14 protein-coding genes are annotated in these 18,222 nt (G+C 50.6%); all 14 read left to right on the top strand.

What is annotated here, in order from left to right; all coding sequences use genetic code 11:
* Positions 1-135: 135 nt before the first annotated feature.
* Positions 136-1,368 (top strand): cobalt-precorrin-5B (C(1))-methyltransferase CbiD, encoded by a 1,233-nt coding sequence (gene cbiD, locus DW720_RS05235; protein WP_106999980.1) that lies wholly within the window; start codon positions 136-138, stop codon positions 1,366-1,368.
* A gap of 23 nt (positions 1,369-1,391) precedes the next feature.
* Complete coding sequence (gene cobM / locus DW720_RS05230; RefSeq protein ID WP_022358712.1) at positions 1,392-2,165, top strand: precorrin-4 C(11)-methyltransferase; 774 nt, start codon at positions 1,392-1,394, stop codon at positions 2,163-2,165.
* Between the two features lie 19 nt (positions 2,166-2,184).
* Positions 2,185-3,528, top strand: coding sequence for a cobalamin biosynthesis protein (locus DW720_RS05225; RefSeq protein ID WP_118742578.1), 1,344 nt, complete (start codon positions 2,185-2,187; stop codon positions 3,526-3,528).
* Between the two features lie 29 nt (positions 3,529-3,557).
* Positions 3,558-4,241, top strand: coding sequence for a precorrin-3B C(17)-methyltransferase (gene cobJ, locus DW720_RS05220; protein WP_118742709.1), 684 nt, complete (start codon positions 3,558-3,560; stop codon positions 4,239-4,241).
* The gene (locus DW720_RS05215; RefSeq protein WP_118742577.1) at positions 4,234-7,416 is read left to right on the top strand and encodes a cobyrinate a,c-diamide synthase; all 3,183 of its coding nucleotides are present in this window, start codon (positions 4,234-4,236) and stop codon (positions 7,414-7,416) included. Before cobJ ends, DW720_RS05215 begins: the two co-directional genes overlap by 8 nt.
* 39 nt (positions 7,417-7,455) lie before the next feature.
* Positions 7,456-8,022, top strand: a complete 567-nt coding sequence (cbiT, locus tag DW720_RS05210; RefSeq protein WP_118570026.1) for a precorrin-6Y C5,15-methyltransferase (decarboxylating) subunit CbiT — start codon at positions 7,456-7,458, stop codon at positions 8,020-8,022.
* A gap of 5 nt (positions 8,023-8,027) precedes the next feature.
* Positions 8,028-9,128: a tRNA-dihydrouridine synthase family protein gene (locus DW720_RS05205; protein ID WP_118570044.1), complete on the top strand. Its 1,101-nt coding sequence runs from the start codon at positions 8,028-8,030 to the stop codon at positions 9,126-9,128.
* Between the two features lie 166 nt (positions 9,129-9,294).
* Positions 9,295-10,968 (top strand): Na/Pi cotransporter family protein, encoded by a 1,674-nt coding sequence (locus tag DW720_RS05200; RefSeq protein ID WP_118742576.1) that lies wholly within the window; start codon positions 9,295-9,297, stop codon positions 10,966-10,968.
* Entirely contained in the window at positions 10,968-11,696 is a 729-nt protein-coding gene (locus DW720_RS05195) for a response regulator transcription factor (protein ID WP_117795548.1), read from the top strand. The genes DW720_RS05200 and DW720_RS05195 overlap by 1 nt, the downstream gene beginning before the upstream one ends.
* 7 nt (positions 11,697-11,703) lie before the next feature.
* On the top strand, positions 11,704-13,104 hold the full coding sequence (locus DW720_RS05190) for an ATP-binding protein (protein WP_118742575.1): 1,401 nt from the start codon (positions 11,704-11,706) through the stop codon (positions 13,102-13,104).
* Between the two features lie 182 nt (positions 13,105-13,286).
* Complete coding sequence (locus DW720_RS05185; RefSeq protein WP_106999973.1) at positions 13,287-14,309, top strand: ABC transporter substrate-binding protein; 1,023 nt, start codon at positions 13,287-13,289, stop codon at positions 14,307-14,309.
* 130 nt (positions 14,310-14,439) lie between these two features.
* Positions 14,440-15,357, top strand: a complete 918-nt coding sequence (locus DW720_RS05180) for an ABC transporter permease (protein ID WP_117795544.1) — start codon at positions 14,440-14,442, stop codon at positions 15,355-15,357.
* Positions 15,357-16,154 carry an ABC transporter ATP-binding protein gene (locus DW720_RS05175; RefSeq protein WP_117795542.1) on the top strand — a complete coding sequence of 266 codons (798 nt, stop codon included), beginning with the start codon at positions 15,357-15,359 and terminating at the stop codon, positions 16,152-16,154. Before DW720_RS05180 ends, DW720_RS05175 begins: the two co-directional genes overlap by 1 nt.
* A 379-nt stretch (positions 16,155-16,533) precedes the next feature.
* Positions 16,534-18,213: a C40 family peptidase gene (locus DW720_RS05170; RefSeq protein ID WP_118742574.1), complete on the top strand. Its 1,680-nt coding sequence runs from the start codon at positions 16,534-16,536 to the stop codon at positions 18,211-18,213.
* Positions 18,214-18,222 lie beyond the last annotated feature (9 nt).

The following is an 18,222-nucleotide window of genomic DNA, read 5'->3' as shown; positions in this document are numbered from 1 at the left end:
AAGTGCAAGGGGAAAATGAGGGATTGTTACTGGAATTTTAAATAAAGATAAATAGTAATAAGTTGAAAGTCGGGTGTAAATCTCCTATAATGGACAGAAGAATCTTCAGGCAGAAAATGGCATACAGGGAGGCAGATGGAGACGGAAAAGAAACAGACAGATGAAAAAAAGGAACTTCGAACCGGATTTACGACCGGAACCTGCGCGGCGGCGTGTACGCGGGCGGCGGTGTTGTTTCTCTGCACAGGGGAAGCACCTGCGGCGGCAGAGACAGTGACACCTTCCGGCGTCCGGGCGATTCTGCCGATTGTCCGGGCAGAGCGGGAGGAAGATAGCGCAGTATGCGGTGTACAGAAGGACTCCGGTGACGATCCGGATGTGACGAATGGGACATTGGTTTGTGCACGGGCCGTTCTGGCTTGTCATGATAGCATAACTGAAAGCGGTTACACAGACCCGGCGTATCCGGGAATTGAGGTAACCGGCGGCGAGGGCATCGGCATGGTGACGCGGGACGGTCTTTCGTGTCCAGTGGGGCATTACGCGATCAACCCGGTACCGCGGACGGCTATTTTCCGGGAGGCGGCTCTGGCACGCCGGGAGGCGGGCATGCCGGAGTTACCTTTGCGGATTGAGATTTCTATCCCTTCCGGGCGGGAGCTGGCGGAGAAAACGTTTAACCCGCATCTGGGGATCATCGGTGGTATCTCGGTGCTTGGAACAACTGGGATTGTGAACCCGATGAGTGAGGCAGCATTGGTTGAGACGATCCGGCTGGATATCCGGGTGCACGCCCAGGAGGATGTTTCGCTGCTGGCAGTGGCGCCAGGCAATTATGGAGAACGATTTTTAAAAGAAGAAACCGGGCTTTCGATGGAAAATTTCATCAAGTGCAGTAATTTTATCGGGACCAGCTTTAAAATGCTTTCACAGGAAGGAATTCACCAGGCGCTTTTGGCAGGGCATGTTGGAAAACTGGTCAAAGTGGCAGGTGGTGTGATGAATACACATTCCCGGTATGGTGACAGACGGATGGAGATTTTGTCTGCATGCGCGCGAACCGTTGGATTTCCGGAGGCAGATGCCCTGCTGCCGATGAATACGACTGAGGAAGCGGCAGATTTCCTATATGAACATGGATATCTGAAACAGGTCATGGAGCAGGTGGCGAATCAGGTCAAAGCGGTATTGGAAGAAGAGAGCGGCGTTCAGACGGAGGTAATGCTATTTTCAAGCAATTATGGACTGATGGCGCGGACAGCTGGGGCGGATGCGTATGTGCGGGAGCTGCTGGAGATGGAGAGAGGCATGGAAGTAATGATAGATAGAAGAATCATAAATTACGAAAAGTTGAGATTCGAATATTAAATAAAAAAGGAGAAATCACATATATGGTATATTTCGTCGGAGCAGGTTCGGGAGCGCCAGATTTAATCACAGTGCGGGGAGCACGCCTTTTGAATCAGGCAGACCAGATTATTTACGCAGGTTCTCTGGTCAATCCAGAGCTTTTGGATTATAAAAAAGAATCAGCCGTTGTCTATGACAGTGCGAAAATGACGCTGGAAGAAGTGGTCGAAAAGATCCAAGAAGCGGAATCGACGGGTAAGATGACGGTGCGGCTTCACACGGGCGACCCCTGCGTGTATGGTGCGATCCGGGAACAGATGGACGAGCTGGACAAGTTAAATATCTCTTATAAGGTATGCCCGGGCGTCAGCTCTTTCTGCGGCGCGGCATCTGCATTGAATCTGGAATATACCTTGCCGGGCGTTTCGCAGAGCGTGATTATCACCCGGATGGCGGGGCGGACGCCGGTGCCGGAGAGGGAGAGCATCGCGTCGTTTGCAGCGCATCATGCGACTATGGTTATATTTTTAAGCACGGGAATGCTGAAGAAGCTTTCGGAAGAGCTGATAAAGGGCGGATATGAGGCGGACACGCCGGCGGCGATCGTGTACAAAGCGACCTGGCCGGATGAAAAGCGGGTTGTCTGCACGGTTGCCACGCTTGCAGAGGCGGCAGAGCGGGAAAATATCAAAAAAACAGCTCTGATTATCGTCGGGGATGTGACTGCCCAGGCGGGATACGAGCGTTCACGTTTATATGCGCCAGAATTCACAACTGAATTCCGTCAGGGGACGGATGGTTTTGTATATGAGTAATAGAAAGGGATTGTTATAAATGGAGCAGTTGAAACTTCGGGTCAGGAACGGTATCTGCATTTGCTTTACTGCACAGGGAAAAGAGACGGCGACGCGCCTGCTGGAGAAATTAAGCCAGCAGATGGAAGAGGCGTTTGACTTTTTAGATTATACAGGATCCGAACATTCGAAACCGCTGAAACAGGTGGTCAAGGAAGCATTTCAGGAGAAGGAAGCAATTTTGTTTGTCGGGGCGGCGGGGATTGCAGTCCGTTTGATTGCGCCGTGGGTGCAGGATAAGCTGAAAGATCCGGCGGTGCTGGTGATCGATGAGCAGGGACGTTATGCGATCCCGATTTTGTCTGGACATGTGGGCGGATGCAATGAACTGGCAGAGGCAGCGGCGCAGATTCTGGGGGCAGAACCGGTAATTACGACGGCAACGGATCTGCGGCAGGCATTTGCAGTTGATGTATTTGCAGCGGAAAATGAGCTGGTGATTAGTGATCGGGAACTAGCGAAACAAATCTCCGCGGCGGAGCTGCGCGGTGAAAAAATTGGCTTTTTCAGTGATTATCCAGTAGATGGAATCGTTCCGGCAGAGATTACTCCGGGCGTATGGCAGAAGGAAAACATCTATGTGACGCTGAAACAGGGCGGATGCCCGAAAAATGCCCCAGCGTCTCTGGTGCGCCGGGATATGGTGATTGGGCTGCAGGAGAAGAAGGAACAGCGGGATGCAGTCAAAGCAGCGGCGGTAGTGGCAGTGGAAACCGGCGATTCGGCGAAGGCGGCTGAGATAGATATGTCTGTCGGAAAATCCGATATAGGATCGCCTGGGCAGAAAAGTGAGCAGAAGAAAGAGCAAAGTTATGAGTCGGAAAATGAATCAGGTACGCCGGAACTTCTGCGCCTGTATCCGCGAACGGTTGTTCTTGGAATGGGATGCCGCCGGGATTCGTCCCTGAATGCTGTCCGGGAGATGGCAAGAGTGGCACTTTCTCGGGCGATGATTGATAAAAGTGCGGTGCGGGCGATTGCAACGGTGGATCGGAAGAAAAATGAGATGGCATTTCTGGCGCTTGCGAAGGAGTGGGATGTGGAACTGTGGAGTTTTACCCCGGAAGAGCTGGAAAGTGTCGGTACGAAGTTTGCAGAATCGCCGTTTGTGCGGAAGACAGTAGGGGTAGGAAATGTTTGTGAGCGTGCAGCCGTCATGGGGGTGCGCCGGATTTACCGGGAACGGGAGATGGATGAGAAAAATCTGCCTGCGATCGATCTGAGAGTACAGAAAATGGCGTTTAACGGTGTGACGGCAGCAGTAGCGGTTCCGGCATCGGAGCAAGTAAGGAGGCAGCAGTGGAAGAAAAAAAATTATACGTGATCGGAATTGGACCGGGGGCGAGAGAACAGATGACGGTCCGGGCAGACCGCATTTTACGGGAAAGCCAGGTGATCATCGGTTATACGGTATACGTGGACCTGGTAAAAGAATTTTATCCACAGGCGGAATTTCTGACAACGCCGATGCGCCAGGAAAAGGAACGCTGTGAGATGGCATTAAAAGCGGCGCAGGATGGTCGGAAAACAGCAATGATCTGCAGTGGGGACAGCGGCGTCTATGGCATGGCGGGGCTGGTGCTGCAGATGGCAGAGGCGTACCCGGATGTGAACGTGGAAGTAATTCCAGGAGTGACGGCAGCGCTGGGAGGCGGAGCCATTCTCGGTGCACCGTTGGGACATGATTTTGCGGTGATCAGCCTGAGTGACCTTCTGACGCCGATGGAAGTGATCGAAAAAAGGCTGCGTGCAGCGGCGGAAGCAGATTTTATTATCTGCCTCTACAATCCATCCAGCCGGAAACGCCACGATTATCTGGAGCGTGCCTGCCGGATTCTTTTAGAGTATAAAAGTGGTGAGACTGCCTGCGGATATGTACAGAATATTGGCCGCGAGGGCGAGGCGGTGCACCTTCTGACACTGGCAGAACTGGAAAAGACGCAGGTGGATATGTTTACGACCGTATTTATTGGAAATAAGGAAACGCAGATGTTAAATGGATGTCTGGTGACACCGAGGGGATACCGCGATGTGTAAAATATGGATATTTGGAGGAACGACAGAAGGGCGCCTGCTGGCGGAATATTGCAGCCGGGAAAAGATTGAGGCGTGGGTCAGCGTGGCTTCGGAGTATGGAGAGGAGCTTTTGCAGGAGGAACTGATGGAGTCTGGGAATGCAGGGAATCCAGATTTGAACCATAATACTTGCCTTGCAAAGAAAAACTTGAAAACGGTTCAGGCATCCTCAGTGATAAAAGTCTTACGTGGACGGATGGATCGTTACCAGATGGAAGAATTTATCCGAAACCAGGGGATTCATCTTGTGATCGATGCAACACATCCGCATGCCAGACTTGTTTCAGAAGAAATCCAGGAAGCGTGCGGACGGACCGGTGTCCGCCTGGAACGGTGCCTGCGCGCAGAGGGCGAACAAAACAAAGCACGAGATTGGGTCGAGGTTGATTCCATTCAGGAGGCAGTGTCATTTCTTTCTTCTGTTTCCGGCGTGATTTTTGCCACAACCGGCAGTAAAGAACTGGAAGTCCTGTGCCAGATACCAGATTATCAAAAACGGGTGTATGCGAGAGTGCTTCCAACTTCGAATGTTTTGAAGAAATGTGAAAAATTGGGGATAACTGGCAGCCATCTGATCGCGATGCAGGGACCTTTTTCCACCGAAATGAATACGCTATTTCTCCGACAGACAAAAGCGGAGTGGCTATTGACGAAAGATTCCGGGCGTGCGGGTGGATTTCAGGAAAAGGTGGAAGCGGCGCGTGAAAATGGAACCAGAGTGGTTGTGATCCGCAGACCGGAGGAGGATGGTATTTCGCTGGAAGAGGCGATGGAGGTGCTGAAGAAGGCGGATGAGGGGAAGGTTGGAGAGTTAAAAACACATTTGATTCTGGCGGGAATTGGCATGGGACAGCCGTCCCAGATGACAGGGGAAGTCCTTCGGGCAATTCGAGAGAGTGACGCCTTGATTGGCGCGGGGCGTATGCTGGAATCCGCGGAGAGAGCGCTGCAGAATGATTTGCTGATTAGCAAGGAAGGAAAAACTGAAAACAGACAGGAATCAGCGGCTGCGGTGGAAAAAGAAAGGAAGTGCTATAAAGCATATCTTCCTGACGATGTGATACAGATTGTATCGAAGCATCCGGAATGGAAGCAGGCGGTCATCCTGTATTCGGGTGATACCGGCTTTTTCAGCGGGGCATCCAGGATGGCAGAGCGGTTGCGGGAAGCTGGTTATCCATTTACCGTCTATCCGGGTACATCCTGTGTCAGTTATCTGGCGGCACGCCTGGGGACGCACTGGGAAGATGCGGCGATTTATTCCGCACATGGAAGAGAATTGTCTGTCGATCGGGTGATGAAACGTCTGTGTGATCCAGAAGAACCGGCTAAGCGTGCGTTTATCCTCATGGGCGGCAAAAATGGAGCTGGACAGTTTTGTGAACGTCTGACACAGGCGGGATATGGAAATGTACAGGTGACGGTTGGTGAAAGCTTATCGTACCCGGAAGAGCAGATCCGGAGGGGAACCGCGGAAGAAATGAAAAAATTGGAGTTTGCGGATTTGAGCTTGATGCTGCTGGAAGTCACGGATGAAATAAAGCGTGGGCAGAACGAAGAGGAAAAGATTACAGATGGTAACAATACAGAAACAAAAAATGTAGAGAAGTTGATATATGAACAGAAAATGGTGTCAGAAAAAATGCCATCCGATGTTCGAGTAACAGAATCATATAAAAATGATGCAGATAAACTTTTGCCACATGAGGCTTCTGTCAGAGCATGTCCACGAATCATGCTTGCCGCCCCAAAAAGCGGCAGTGGAAAAACTCTTTTGACCTGCGGACTGCTTGAAATCCTTCGCCGCCGCGGTCTGAATCCGATCGCGTGCAAATGTGGACCGGACTATATCGATCCAATGTTTCACCGCTATGTGCTCGGCATTCCCGGGCGAAATCTCGATAGCTTTTTTCTGCCACCGGAAGGCGTGCGGGAGGTCCTGGCGGATGCAGTGCGGGAAGAACAGGCGGGAATCGCAGTTTTAGAGGGTGTCATGGGCTATTATGACGGCTTGGGCGGAACAGAAACGTCCGCCAGCAGCTGGGAGATTGCAGAGATCACAGACACGCCGGCGATTCTGGTGCTGGACTGTAAGGGCGCATCGTTGTCGGCGGCAGCAATGGCATCTGGATTTTTACATTTCCGGAAAAAAAGCCATATTGCCGGAGTGATTTTGAACCGGGTTTCTTCGATGTATTATGAGCGGCTGGCAGCAGCCGTGGAGGAGGCGTCGGGGCTTCCGGTGCTTGGTTATCTGCCGGAATCCGAGGAATACCGCATGGAAAGCCGCCATCTGGGACTTTTTCTGCCGGGTGAGATCGATCGGCTGCGCGAGCGGATCGGGCGATTGGCAGATCAGATGGAAAAGTCGATCGCGGTGGAGCGGGTGCTGGAAGTGGCAGGGATGCTGCCATTGAGGATAGAAAACAAAGAGAAAGAAAAAGCAGAAAACGAATCAATGGAGGCGGAAAGTATAGCGAAATTTCCAGCATGTCAAGAGCAAAAAGTCATCTCGCGCGTCCGCATCGGTGTTGCCCGTGACGAGGCATTCTGCTTTTACTATCAGGAAAATTTCCGCCTTCTGGAACAGATGGGGGCGGAGCTGGTTTATTTCAGTCCACTGAGGGATAAAAAAATCCCGGACAGAGTGGATGGGCTTTTATTTGGCGGCGGTTATCCGGAGAATTATGCACGGGAGCTGGCAAAGAACGCGGCGATGCGTGAGAGTATCCGGCGGTCGATTGCGGCGGGAATGCCGTTTCTGGCGGAATGCGGTGGATTTTTATATTTACACCGTACGCTTGAAGGAAGCGATGGAAAACACTGGGAAATGGCTGGCGTTTATCCATTTGACGCTTACCGGACGAACCGCCTGCGCCGGTTTGGCTATGTGCGTCTGCTGACCTCATCCGGTCAGGAAATTCACGGGCATGAGTTCCATTACTGGGAGAGCGAAGATCCGGGCACCGACTGGGAGGCAGTCAAACCGACCGGAAACCGAAGCTGGCGCTGCATCCATGAAAAGGGAGGACAGATTGGCGGATTTCCGCATCTCTATTATGCATCCTGTCCAGATTTTTTGCGAAAATGGCTGGATGTATGTGCCAAAGGGAGTCAGAAAAAATATATCAATTGAGTGAATTTATATGAGAATCTAGAAAATGGGGAGTAGCAAATGCGAGATGAATGGTTTATCCGGGGCAAGGTCCCGATGACGAAGAGTGAGGTGCGGACCGTGTCATTGTCCAAGCTGGAATTGTATGAGGACTGTGAGTTCTGGGACATTGGCGCGGGAACGGGTTCTGTCAGTGTGGAAGCGGCGGTAAGCTGTCCGGGGATTCATGTGTGTGCGTTTGAATATAAGGAAGAGGCGGTTGAACTGATCCGGGCAAATTGTGAGAAAGCCAGAACAGAAGCGGTCACGATCGTGCCGGGAAAGGCGCCGGAGACATTTGCACAGGTAAGTGTTCACCGACCGGATCGGGCATTTATCGGGGGAACAACCGGACAGATGCGCGAGATTCTGGATGAATTGTTCCGATTGAATCCAAATATCCGGATTGTGATCAACCTGATTGCGCTGGAGTCTCTGACAGTGCTTATGAGTTACCTGAAAGAGCGCGGGATAGAGGCGGAGATTCTGTCCATGCAGATTGCAAAAGCGGAGAAGATTGGTTCCAGTCATTTGATGAAAGGGCAGAATCCGATCTATATCATATCACTGGGAGGAAATGAAGCGTGAAGAAAATGATTCAGCCAGAGGCATTAAAAGTGGGCGCGAATCGTATAAGCGCGAACGATGCAAGGAGTGTAAAATTAGATTTTGCACCAATGGAGGGAATCACGGGATACGTATTCCGGCAGGCGCATGCAGTCATTTATGGGGGCGTTGACCGGTATTACAGTCCGTTCATTGCACCAGGTTCCAGCCATAAGCTGACATCCAGGGAGAGGAACGATATTCTTCCAGAGCATAATCAGGGATTATGCCTGATCCCGCAGATTCTGACGCATTCGGCGGAAGATTTTCTGTGGGTTTGCGAGGAACTGGCGGAGTATGGATATAGGACGGTTAATCTGAACCTGGGCTGTCCGTCGGGGACGGTGGTTACGAAGAAAAAGGGCGCGGGATTTTTAGCCGAGCCGGAAGATTTGAGCTTGTTTCTGGAGGAAGTCTGCAACGGATTGGAAAAAATCCACGCTGCGGATGGAAAGCCGGTGCGTTTGTCGATCAAAACCCGGATCGGCATGAAAGAAGCGTCTGAATTTCCACGCCTGCTCGCAATCTATAATCACTATCCGCTGGAAGAACTGATTGTACACCCGAGAGTGCGCGAGGACTATTATAAGGGGAAAATACGGATGGAGTCATTTGCGTATGCGCTGGAGCAGAGCCGCTGCTCGGTCAGCTATAATGGAAATCTTCTTTCGGCGGCGGATGCGTCTGCGCTCATGGAAGAAATTGTAGGACAAGATGAACCGTCTGACAAAGGCGAAATGCAGAAAAAAACGAAATTAGCCGCGTTGATGTTTGGGCGAGGGGCGGTTGCAAGTCCGTGGATTTTTGGAGAGGTGTGGAATCTGCCATCCTCGACTCATCTCCAATCCTTCCAGCAATTCCACGATCGCCTCCTGACCGGTTATGCAGAAATCATGTCCGGCGACCGGAATACTTTGTTTAAAATGAAGGAACTCTGGTACTATTTCCAGTGCCATTTTCCGGGATGTGAAAAAGAATTGAAGAGGATTAAGAAGGCACAGAAGCTGTCTGACTACCGGGCTGCTGTTCAGGCGATGTTTGCGAGCGGGCGGTTTGTGGAAGATGGTTTTCGCAACCCGGCACCATAGGAGTGATACCGGGCTGTCCTGTAACCATCCTCTCATTCAGGCAGTACAGTGTTGCGAATATCAGATTTTACACAGATTTTACATTTCCTGCTGGTTATTTTTACATTTATTTGATATAGTGAAGACATACTATGTGTAAAGATCAAAAGATGATGGGAGAATATGTATGTCTATTAGTACTTTGGGAACACTCTTTCAGTTCATTGGAGGACTGGGAATGTTCCTGTATGGAATGGAGTCGATGGCGGATGGTCTGCAGAAGTTTGCGGGCAACCGTTTACAACGTGTGCTTGAGATCCTGACTTCGAACCGCTTGCTGGGCGTGCTGGTGGGCGCGGGCGTTACCGCGATCATCCAGAGTAGTTCCGCGACGACGGTTATGGTCGTTGGTTTCGTAAATGCCGGAATTATCAATCTTCTGCAGGCGACCGGCATCATCATGGGTGCCAACATTGGTACGACTGTGACGAGCTGGATTGTGTCGATGAGTGAGTGGGGCGAGGTGTTAAAGCCAGAGTTCTTTGCACCGGTTCTCTTCGGTATCGGCGCATTCATCACGATGTTTGCTAAGAGCCACAAGAAAAAAGAGGGTGCCGAAGTCCTGATCGGTTTTGCACTCCTGTTTATCGGTCTTTCTTTCATGTCCGGTTCGATTGAGCCGTACCGGGATGCGCCGATCTTCTCCGAGTCCTTCCGGGTACTGGGACAGAATCCGCTTTTAGGTGTTTTAGTCGGTCTGGCAGTTACCGCAATCATCCAGAGTAGTTCCGCGTCCGTCGGTATTTTACAGATGCTGGCGATCAACGGCATGGTAAACTGGCAGTCGGCAGTTTTTATCACATTGGGACAGAATATTGGTACCTGTGCGACTGCGCTGTTATCCTGTATCGGTACGACCCGTACGGCAAAGCGTGCGGCGGTCATTCATCTTCTGTTCAACGTGACAGGTGCAGTTGTATTTGGTGTTGCTTTATACATCGTGTTTATGATGAATCCGGAACTTGCGATGACGCGTGCGGACAGTGTGGGAATCTCGATTTTCCATACGGTATTTAACGTTGTCAACACCTGTATTATGTTCCCGTTTGCCGGTTTCCTGGTAAAGGCATCGGATGTGATTGTTCCGAAACCGAAGGAGACAGAGAAAGAGTGGTCGGCAAACAGTGTCGAGACCGAGATGATCCGTCACTTAGACGACCGTATCCTCGAAACTCCGTCCTTTGCGATTGAGACGGCGTGCAACGAGGTTGTCAACATGGGCAAGGTAGCGGTTGCCAACCTGAAAATAGCGACAGCAGCCTTAGTAGATGCAGATGATAATTTCTGTGAACAGGTATTTGAAAATGAAGAGACGATCGACCGCATGGAGAAAATGCTGACCGAGTATCTCTTAAAGATCAACAACCTCTCCTTGAATGATGAACAGCATCTTCTCGTTAAGAATATGTATTATACAATCGGTGATCTTGAACGTGTCGGTGACCACTGTGAAAACTTAGCAGAGCTTGCCAAGAAACGGATTGAGAATGTGAATATTGATTTCTCGGATCTGGCGCTGAAAGAGCTGCGGACGATTGCAGATGCAACGCTTAAATCGGTCGAGGCGTCCGTGGAGGCGCGTCAGGCGCATGACATGCAGAAAGTACGTCAGACTGCCCGCTGGGAGGAAGAGGTTGACAATATGGAGGAGGAGATGCGCGAGAGCCATATGAACCGTCTTTCCAATGGAGAATGCAAGATTGAGGGCGGTGTTATCTTCCTGGATGCACTGGCAAATTATGAGAGAATCGCGGATCATGCCAAGAATGTAGCTGGCTACGTAAAGGAAGAGATGCAGTAATGAAATATCGGATATATGTGATTGAGGATGATGAAAATATCCGGAATCTGATCTGCGTGGCACTGGAAAACTTTGGTTACTGCGCCAGCGGATTTGAGACGGCAGAGGAAGCGCTTGACAACCTCTCGGCCCTGCTCCGGAGAGGCAGGGAGGCGCAGCGGGAGTATCCGGCGATGTTTGTATTCGACTGGATGCTGCCGGGGATGGACGGCATGGCGGCGATCCGCAAGATCCGGGAGATGCCGGACTTTTCCGCAGCCCCGGTCCTGATGCTGACGGCAAAGGATCGTGAGATGGATATTGTACAGGGACTTGACAACGGTGCTGACGACTACATGACGAAACCGTTTGGTATTCTGGAGCTTTCGGCGCGCGTCAGAAACCTTTTAAAGCGGGTGGAACCTGCAAAAGAGGAGGTTTCCAGCCTGACGATCGGTGAAGTCAGCATCAACCGGGAGACGCGAGAGGTGATTGCCTGCGGCGACCGGACGGAGCTGACGCTCAAAGAATTTGAACTTTTAACATATCTCATGGAACATATCAACCGGGTGGTGACGCGCGACGAGCTTCTCGATCATATCTGGGGCTATGACTATGATGGGGAGACGAGAACGCTGGACATGCACATCAAGACACTCCGGCAGAAGCTGCATGATGCCGGAGCCCAGATCAAGACAGTGCGCGGCGTGGGCTATCGGTTTTTAAAGGAAAAAGAAGCGGGAAAGTGATGAAACGATGCGAAAAGCGATTTTGACGAAATTTATTCATCTGTTATTCCTGGCGCTGGTTCTGAATACATTTATCGCTCTGGTGGTTACCAGCAGTGTATTGCTCAAACGGTCAAGGGAGGACATGCATTTTGCATTGGAATCCGTTGACCGTATGTTGGATTATACGGGGAATGTGGAAGAACAGCTGATGGATTTGAGCGACCTTACGAACGACAATAATAGCCGTTATACGCTGATCCGGATGGATGGCACGGTGGTGGCTGATACGGAAGTAGCGCAGGTGAATCAGATGGAAAATCATCTGGAGCGCAAGGAAGTGAAGGATGCGCTGGCGACGGGCTATGGATATTCGGTGCGCCGTTCCGGAACGTTAGGAATGCAGATGGCGTACGCGGCGATCCGTTCATCGGACGGCAAATACATACTGCGCCTTTCTGCCTGTTCAACCGGTTTGGGTGAATATATCCTGATGTTGATTCCGGCCGCTTTTTTGAGCTTTGGAATAGCTTTTTTTGCATCGGCAATGGAGGCGGAACGGTTTTCCCAGTCAATCACGCGTCCTTTGCAGGAAATTTCCAGCGAAATGGTGCGGATGGATGACGACTACACGCGTTTTCAGTTTGAAAAATGCCCGTATGAGGAGATCAATGTCATCGCGGACACGACGACGCGGATGTCCCGGAATATGAAGAAATATCTGGAGCGCATTGAGAAAGAAAAACAGATCCGGCAGGAGTTTTTCAGCAATGCATCGCATGAGCTGAAAACACCGATCACTTCGATCCGCGGTTATGTCGAGCTTTTGGAAAGCGGCATGGCACAGGATCCGGACACGGCACATGATTTTCTGGGACGCATAAAAAAAGAGGCAATGCGGATGACGAACCTGGTGGATGATATTTTGATGATCTCCCGTCTGGAATCGCGCGGTGCGAAAGCAGATATTGTGACAATCCGCACGGTGGAACTGCTGGAGGACAGCCTGTCTTCGATTGCCGCGCAGGCGGCGTCCCGCGGCATCACAGTCCATAAAGAGTGCGAGAATTTCACAATTCGTGCCGATCTGCGCCAGGTGCAGGAGCTGTTTAACAATCTGTTGACAAACGCGGTCAAGTATAACAACGAGGGCGGCGAAATCTGGGTGCAGGTCAAGCACTGGGGCGCGGATATGATACTGACGGTCCGCGACACCGGCGTCGGCATCCCGGCGGAGAGCCAGAGCCGTATTTTTGAGCGGTTTTACCGGGTGGATAAAGGGCGCAGCCGCAAACAGGGCGGCACCGGGCTTGGTCTTTCGATCGTCAAGCATATCGTGAATTTTTATCATGGAAGCGTGAAGGTAGAGTCGGAAGTCGGAAAAGGTTCAACGTTTACGGTGAAACTGCAGATTGCGGAAGCAAAATAAAAAAGAGTCAACCTGAATTCCCTAAAAAACAGCGGAATTTTAGGTTGACTCTTTTTGGAGTTTGTAGTATGATTGCTTTAAAGCGTAACAGTTCAGCTCTTTAAAGTGAAAAATAAATCATGGTTTGATGCATAAGAGGAAAATCTGTTACATACGTTGAAAAGGTTCAGGAGGATGATATTATGAGAAAGACAAAGAAATTAGCAGCCCTGATGCTGGCTGGCGCGATGGCGGCATCCCTAGCAGCCTGCGGAGGACAGACAGCAAGTACGGACACGACAGCAGCGGAGTCCGCAGACGGAGAAGAAAGCAAAGAGGCAGAGCAGACAGCAGACGGCGAGACTTATAAGATTGGCGTATTACAGCTGACCCAGCATGTGGCACTGGATAAGACCAATGAGGGCTTCGTGGCAGCGCTGGACGATGCAGGCATCAAATACGAGATCGACCAGCAGAATGCAGCTGGCGAGCAGTCTGCATGCCAGACGATCGCAGAGAAACTGGTCAACGATAAAGATGATTTGATTTTTGCAATCGCAACCCCGGCAGCACAGGCAGTTGCAGGTGTGACGGATTCGATTCCGATTCTTGTCAGCGCTGTTACCGATCCGGCGGCTTCCGGTCTGGTAGAGAGCAACGAGGTTCCGGGCGGCAACGTATCGGGTACTTCTGATCTGACTCCGGTTAAAGAGCAGATTGACCTGATGCAGCAGATTATTCCAGATGTAAAGAAGGTCGGACTTCTGTATTGCAGCGCGGAGGCAAACTCCGTTCTTCAGATTGATATGGCGAAAGAAGCACTCGACACAGCCGGTATTGAGTATGAAGATTACACCGTTTCCAATTCCAATGAGATTCCTACCGTTGTAGAATCTATGGTTGGCAATGTAGACTGCGTATACACACCGACCGACAACATGATCGCAGCTGGTATGGCGACCGTAACGATGGTAACAAATGAGAATAAACTTCCGGTTATCTGCGGCGAGAAGGGCATGGTAGATGCAGGCGGTCTTGCTACTTACGGTATTGATTACTACCAGTTAGGCTACATGACCGGTGAGCAGGCCGTTAAAATTCTGACTGAGGGCGCCGATATTTCTAAGATGCCGATCGGCTATCTGGACGCTTCCAAGTGCGAGCTGAGTGTCAATGAAGAGACAGCGCAGACGCTGGGAATCGATGTATCTGGACTCGAGAAATAAAGAGTACCAGAAAGATCTAAACTTCAAATGAGATGGACTGTCAGATCAGAAGCATATAATAAATATGCCGATCTGGCAGTCTTTACAGTTAATCAGGTGAAGAAAATACGAAACACGGGGAGGTAAAAGTTTGAGCGGTTTATTAGTATCCCTGCAGGGCGCGGTCGCACAGGGCGTTCTTTGGGGAATCATGGTATTGGGAGTTTACATTACATTCCGCCTGATGAATATCGCGGATATGACGGTAGACGGAAGTTTCGCGCTGGGTGCCTGCGTTTGTGCAGTCCTGGTAGTCAACAAAGGAGTAAATCCGGTGCTGGCACTTTTAGTTGCAGTGGCAGCCGGTGTCGTGGCTGGTGCGGTAACGGGTATTCTTCATACTGTATTTGAGATACCAGCGATTCTGGCAGGAATTCTGACCCAGATTTCCCTCTGGTCGATCAACCTCCGGATCATGGGAGGAAAGAGCAATCTGCCGCTTCTGAAAGTCAAGACACTTATCAGTGGTCTGGCTACTTCCTTCGGGATGACTCAGGCACAGGCATCGATGATCGTTGGAATTGTGCTGGCGGTGGCGGCTATTCTGTTTCTTTATTGGTTCTTCGGAACCGAGATCGGAAGTGCGATGCGTGCAACCGGTAACAACGAGGATATGGTGCGTGCGCTGGGCGTGGACACTCGTATGGCGAAGCTTTTATCCCTGATGGTTAGCAACGGCCTGGTCGCTCTCTCCGGCGCACTCGTCTGCCAGAGCCAGAAATATGGTGATGTTGGAAGTGGTACGGGTGCGATCGTCATTGGTCTGGCGGCGATCGTCATCGGCGAAGTCCTGATGGGACGATTGACCTCTTTTTATTGGAAACTGACCTCCGTGGTTGTCGGTTCGGTCATTTACTTTGTGATCCGTGCGGTTGTACTCCGCATGGGTATGGATGCAAACGACATGAAGCTGCTCTCTGCTGTCATTGTAGCACTGGCACTCTGTATTCCGGTAGCACTCGCTAAATATCGGCTGAGAAAAGATTATTCAGAAGGGGGCGAGGAGTAATGCTGACGATAACAAATGTAAAGAAAACTTTTAATAAAGGAACTGTTAATGAGAAAAAAGCCTTAAACGGTATCAACTTACACCTGGCACCGGGCGATTTCGTGACGATCATCGGCGGAAACGGTGCTGGAAAATCCACCATGTTAAATATGATCGCAGGCGTATATCCGATCGATTCTGGTAAAATCGAGATCGACGGTGTAAACATATCCAGGGAGCCAGAATACAAACGCGCTAAATATATCGGCAGAGTCTTCCAGGATCCGATGCGCGGCACCGCCGCCAATATGGAGATACAGGAAAACCTTGCCATGGCACTGCGCCGCGGCAAATCCAGAGGACTCGGCTGGGGCATCAAAAAGAATGAAAAGGACTTCTACCGTGAGGCATTGGCACAGCTCGATCTGGGGCTTCAGACCCGTATGACCAGCAAAGTGGGTTTACTCTCTGGCGGACAGCGCCAGGCGCTCACCCTTCTGATGGCAACTCTCCAGAAGCCAAAGCTCCTTCTCTTAGACGAACACACCGCCGCCCTCGATCCTAAAACAGCCCGCAAAGTCCTCGATCTTACCGAAAAGATCGTAGACGAACAAAATCTGACCGCGCTTATGGTTACCCATAACATGAAAGATGCGATTCAGATCGGCAACCGTCTGATTATGATGCACGAAGGTCGGATTATCTACGATGTAGCAGGGGAAGAGAAGAAGAATCTGCAGGTAGAAGACCTGTTAGAGAGATTTGAAAAGGTAAGCGGAGAAGAATTTGCGAATGATCGTATGATGCTTGCCAAATAAGCAGGGGTTATAAGATTTGAAGGCTTTTATCAAAATCATTAACCGATAACAGACAAAAAGTATACGGAATGAAAAGTGGGTCAACAAATTAAAAACCACGACTATAAGTGAGAAAGAATGCCCTCCGGCGGCGCGAGCGGTCGGAGGGCATTCTTTCTCACTTATAGTCGTGCATTCTCCTCTCCCATATTTCCAACTAATTCCACCTTTCACGACTTAACCATTTATCTACAACTTAACACTTCTGTAATAATTCATTTATAGAAAATTCATTTTTTCCTCCATATCCTTCCTTGGCAATTCCCTACGAATATGATAAAATAAAAATTACGTTTAAGATATTAAGTCATAATTTCAAGAAAAATCAGGAGCGATCCATATGTTAGAAGAAGAAAACAAAAAAGAAACGCAGGAGTCAGAACAGGTGCCAGCGACGGAGCGGATTCAAGAGCCGGAAGCAGTTCAGAGTCAGGAATCAGAGCCAGCTCAGGATCAGACACCAAATCCGGTCCGGGAATCCGCGGGACATTCGCGCAGGCGCCAGGGCGAAGATAAGAGTCAGAATCTGCGCTTCGGAGTGATAGCAGCAGGGGTGGTGATTGCTCTTGCAGTTGCAGCATTTGCAGGCAAGTCCCTGCTCAGCCGTCAGGCGGGAGCCGGAATTGCAAAGAATGGGGCGGCGACAGCATCAGAGCTTTCGAAGGACGAGGCATCCGAAGAGTCCAGAGCGGAGGAGATCAAAGAGAAAGAAGCAGTGGTAGCTTCTTATAAAAATCTGGGTATCGTGCAGGTGTCTGGTTATCTGAATATGCGTGAGACGGCGAGCACGGATGGCAACATCATCGGCAAGCTGATGGGCGACAGTGCGTGTGAGATCGTGGATGATTCAACCGAAGGCTGGTATCAGGTCGAATCTGGCGGTATTTCCGGTTATATCAGTTCAGAGTTTGTTCTGACCGGGGATGAGGCGAAGAAAAAAGCCTTGGAACTGGTTGAAAAGCGGGCGCTCATCACGGCAGATTCCCTGAACATCCGAAAAGAGCCGAACACGGAGTCTGAGGTTGTCGGTCAGGCATTGAAAAATGAGCGCTATGTGGTCGAGGGTGAGCCGGAGAATGGCTGGATTCAGATTTCGAGCGGTTATATTTTCACGGATTATGCAGAGATCAAATACGCACTCAATGAGGCGCGGAAGCTGGATATGCGTGCGATGGTGCTGAATTTATACAAAAATCTGGGTATTTCCAGTGTGGATAATTACTTGAATGTGCGCGATCAGCCAAGTGAGGATGGCAATATCATCGGTAAGATGACGAGCAAGTCTGCCGGAGAGATTCTGGAGACGAGCGAGGACGGCGGCTGGTATAAGATCCAGTCGGGTCCCGTCACTGGATATGTGAAGGCGGAGTATATCCTGACAGGAGATGCGGCGAAGCAGGAGGCGATGGAGGTTGCAGAACTGATGGCGATCGTTTCAACCGACCGCCTGAATGCCCGCACGGAGCCGAGCACGGATGCGCCGATCTGGACGCAGATCTCTAACAATGAGCGTTACGATGTTATAAGCCAGCAGGATGGCTGGGTCGAGATTGCGCTCGATACGACGAGTGCGTATGTGGCGACTGATTTCGTAGATGTGCGTTATGCATTGCCGGAGGCGATCCCATTTACCCCATTAAAAGAAAAGGAATCTTTGCGGACCCAGATTGTCAACTATGCGCTTCAGTTTGTCGGAAACCGTTATGTCTGGGGCGGTAATGACCCGCATTCGGGTGTGGACTGTTCTGGTTTTACAAAGTATGTATACAGCCATGTGGCGGGCGTGTCCCTGCCGCGGGTGTCCCGGGAACAGGCGCGGACGGGTACGAAGATTGATTCTTCGAAGATGCGTCCGGGCGATCTGATTTTCTATACGAATCGCAAGGGAACGGTCAACCATGTGGCGATGTACATTGGCAATGGTCAGATCGTCCATGCGGCGAGCCGGAGAAGCGGCATCAAGATTTCTACCTGGAATTACCGGAATCCGTACCGGATTGTCAATATGCTGGGAGACTGATAGGGAGAG

This window comes from Clostridium sp. AM27-28 (assembly GCF_003480955.1).
GTDB classification, from domain to species: domain Bacteria; phylum Bacillota; class Clostridia; order Lachnospirales; family Lachnospiraceae; genus Otoolea; species Otoolea fessa.
Note: the sequence above shows the minus strand (reverse complement) of the source record. Positions and strands in the feature narration are given on the sequence as shown.